General features: G+C 65.5%; 2 protein-coding genes. Both read right to left on the minus strand.

Going from position 1 to position 2,901, the window contains the following annotated elements; translation table 11 throughout:
* Positions 1-435, minus strand: a 435-nt coding sequence (locus ACYVDE_RS19090; protein WP_460503132.1) for a two-component regulator propeller domain-containing protein, incomplete at its 3' end; no start/stop codon positions are given.
* A gap of 278 nt (positions 436-713) precedes the next feature.
* Positions 714-2,762 carry an OmpA family protein gene (locus ACYVDE_RS19095; RefSeq protein WP_460503133.1) on the minus strand — a complete coding sequence of 683 codons (2,049 nt, stop codon included), beginning with the start codon at positions 2,760-2,762 and terminating at the stop codon, positions 714-716.
* Between the last annotated feature and the right edge of the window lie 139 nt (positions 2,763-2,901).

Genomic DNA, 2,901 nt, shown 5'->3' on the forward strand with positions numbered 1-2,901 from the left:
GAGCAGCGGGCCATCGGCCGGCAGGCGCAGGCCCTTGGGCACGGCGGCGCGGGTGGTTTTCCGGAACGGGCCGCCGGCGGTTTGCTTCACCGAGATGCCGCCCTGGTAGTGGCCCACCCAGAGCGCACCGGTGGTGGGGTCTTCGCGCAGGCTCACCACAAAATCTTCGGCCAGGCCATCGGCGTGCGTAAACGTCACGAAGCGGCTGCCATCGTAGCGCACCAGCCCGTCGCCGGTGCCCAGCCAGAGGTAGCCCTGCTGGTCCTGCGCCAGCGCGTAGATGAACGGGGCGCGCAGCCCATCCGTGGGCCCAAACTGCCGCAGAAATACCTGCTGCGCCCGCGCCGGCCGCGTGAGCAGCAAGAGCAGCGCCAGCAGCCCGAGCAGCAGCAGGCCCAAACGGCGCACGTACAAAAAACGGAGCAGGAGTTTCAAACCGGAAAAGCGCCGGGGCTGGATGAGATGGAGCTGCAAGGTAGAGCCGGGCCGGACGGAGCTAGCACAGTTTCCGATTGGTCAGGAGCGAAGCCGGTTGAAATCGGAAGAATCCTCGGTGGGGAGAGAGGAGTGCGTAAAGCAACTCATTATACCGAGCGCAGCTGAGGCATCTCGCTCGCCTCGTTCTCACGGATGGTTTAGTGCTGCACGCAAGATGCTTCGACTGCGCTCAGCATGACAAACTTCCTTTCTTCCCGCCGCTCTATCTTCTGCCGTTATTTCGCCGTCACCTTGAACTCGGTGCGGCGGTTGAGCTGGCGGCCGAGCTTGGTGGTGTTGGGGGCCACGGGCTGGGTTTCGCCATAGCCGATGGCGCTGAGGCGGGCGGCCGCAATGCCGTGCTGCGTGAGGTACGCCACCACAGCCTGGGCGCGGCGCTGGCTCAGGTCTTGGTTCATGGCGGCTTCGCCTACGTCGTCGGTGTGGCCGGCCATTTCCAGCTTCAGGGCCGGCGTTTCGGTGAGGAGCTTTTGCAGGCGTTCGAGCTCGGCGGTGCTTTCGGGACGCAGCGTGGCCTTGCCGGTATCGAAGAAAATGTTGCGCAGCACGATGACGGTGCCCACCTCCAGCTTCTTCAGCGGAATGTCCTTCGTCACTTCGGCAAAGGCCGCGCCGGCGGGCAGGTCGAAGTTTTCGGAGTGAAACAGGTAGCCGTCCTGCCGCACCACGATGCCGTAGTTGGTGCCCGAGGGCAGGCTCACGAGGTAGCGGCCCGAAGTGGCATTGCTGCGGAAGGTGGCAATGGTCTGGCCGCTGGCATTGTCGATGAGGTCGATGGCGGCGTCGAGCGGCTGTTTGGTGGCGTCATCGGTCACGGTGCCCTTCAGAATGGTTACCTGGGCCGTGGCCACGGCCACCGCCGGCGCCAGCACCGTTTGCTTCATGGGCGCTAGGCGCGAAGCCAGCAGCTGGTCTTCCTCGCTGAGCACGGGCGGCTTTTCGGGCCCCAGAAAGGTAATGCGGTAGATGTCTTTCGCGCCCAGGCCGCCCGGCCGCTCGCTGCTGTAGTAGCCGTGGCGGCCCGAGGCTGAGGTCACGAAAAATACGTCATCATCGGGCGTATTGATGGGCCAGCCCAGGTTTTCGGGCGTACTCCACTTGCCATTCTCCCACACCGATTTGAAGATGTCGTAGCCGCCCATCGTATTGTGGCCTTCCGACGAGAAATAGAGCGTCTTGCCATCCGGGGCCATAAACGCGCCCTCTTGGCCGCCCGCCGTATTGATGACGGGGCCCAGATTTTCGGGCGGTGCGTTGCCTTCCAGGCTCACCTTATAGATGTCGGAGCCGCCCGCGCCGCCCGGCCGGTCGCTCACAAAATACAGGGTGCGGCCGTCGGGCGAGTAGCTAGCCGAGCTTTCGTGGGCGCTGGTGTTGATGCGCGAATTCAGGCGGCGCGGCTTCTCCCAGGTGCGCCCGCCGAGGGTGGTTTCGAGCAGGTCGCCGCCATTGCTGCCCACGTACACGAGCATGCGCTGGCCGTCGGGCGAGAGGCCCACGGTGGCGTTGTGGTCGTCGGAGTTCACGGGCGGGCCCAGGTTTTCGGCCGGGCTCCAGGCCTTGCCCCGCCAGCTGGCCTGGTAAATGTCCTCGAAGTAGCTGTCGGTGGCCGGGTCTTTCTTGCCCCCCGTCGAGCCCGCCCGCCGCGAGGTAATCAGAATACTCGACTCATCGGCCGACACCACCGGGCCGTAGTCCGAGCCGGCCGAGTTCAGCTCCGGCCCGGCGTTGTCGATGAATACGCGCGCGGGATGGGCCATCAGCTGCTGGCCGGTGCGGCACTCCTGCACGTGGCGTTGCACTTCGGCGGCGGTGTAGGGCGGTTCGCTGCGGCGGTCGGTGGCCGGCAGGGGTGGGGCCAGCTGGTATTCGGCAATGGCCTCGCGCCACTTCGCGTTCAGGTGCAGGGCGCGGGCCAGCAGGTAGTGGGTGCGCGGGTCGGCGCTGGCATCGAGCTTGGCTGCTTTTTGCAGGTAGGGCAGGGCGGCGGTTTTGGTGGGCGAGTGCAGGTAGCAGTCGCCCACCTTCACATTCAGGGCCGCGTTGTTGGGGTTGAATTCCTGGGCGGCCAGCAGGTGCGGCAGGGCCTGCACGTAGCGCGGCGGGTCGGCGAAGTATTCCTGCTCGCCGGCCTTCAGCTCGCGCTGGGCCTCGCGCAGGCCGTCTTTGTTGTCGCCAAAGTTGTCTTTGCTGAACTCAATGCTCTGGGCCACGGCCGGGCCGGCAAGCAGCAGGAGAACGGGCAGGGAGCGGAGGAAAGGCATTTGGAAAAGAGAAATACGATTGTGGGGTTACTGGATAAGGTAGGGGCGGGGCTTGCCCCCGCCCGTTCGCAACGTTTCAACAGTTTCGTTCAACGCCCGGGCGGGGGCGAGCCCCGCCCCTACGGTAGCGGCGGGTGCT

Source organism: Hymenobacter agri, from assembly GCF_054778495.1.

Excerpts from the sequence above, each read along its gene's own strand:
- ACYVDE_RS19095 (WP_460503133.1), bottom strand. The coding sequence starts at position 2,762 with ATGCCTTTCCTCCGCTCCCTGCCCGTTCTCCTGCTGCTTGCCGGCCCG.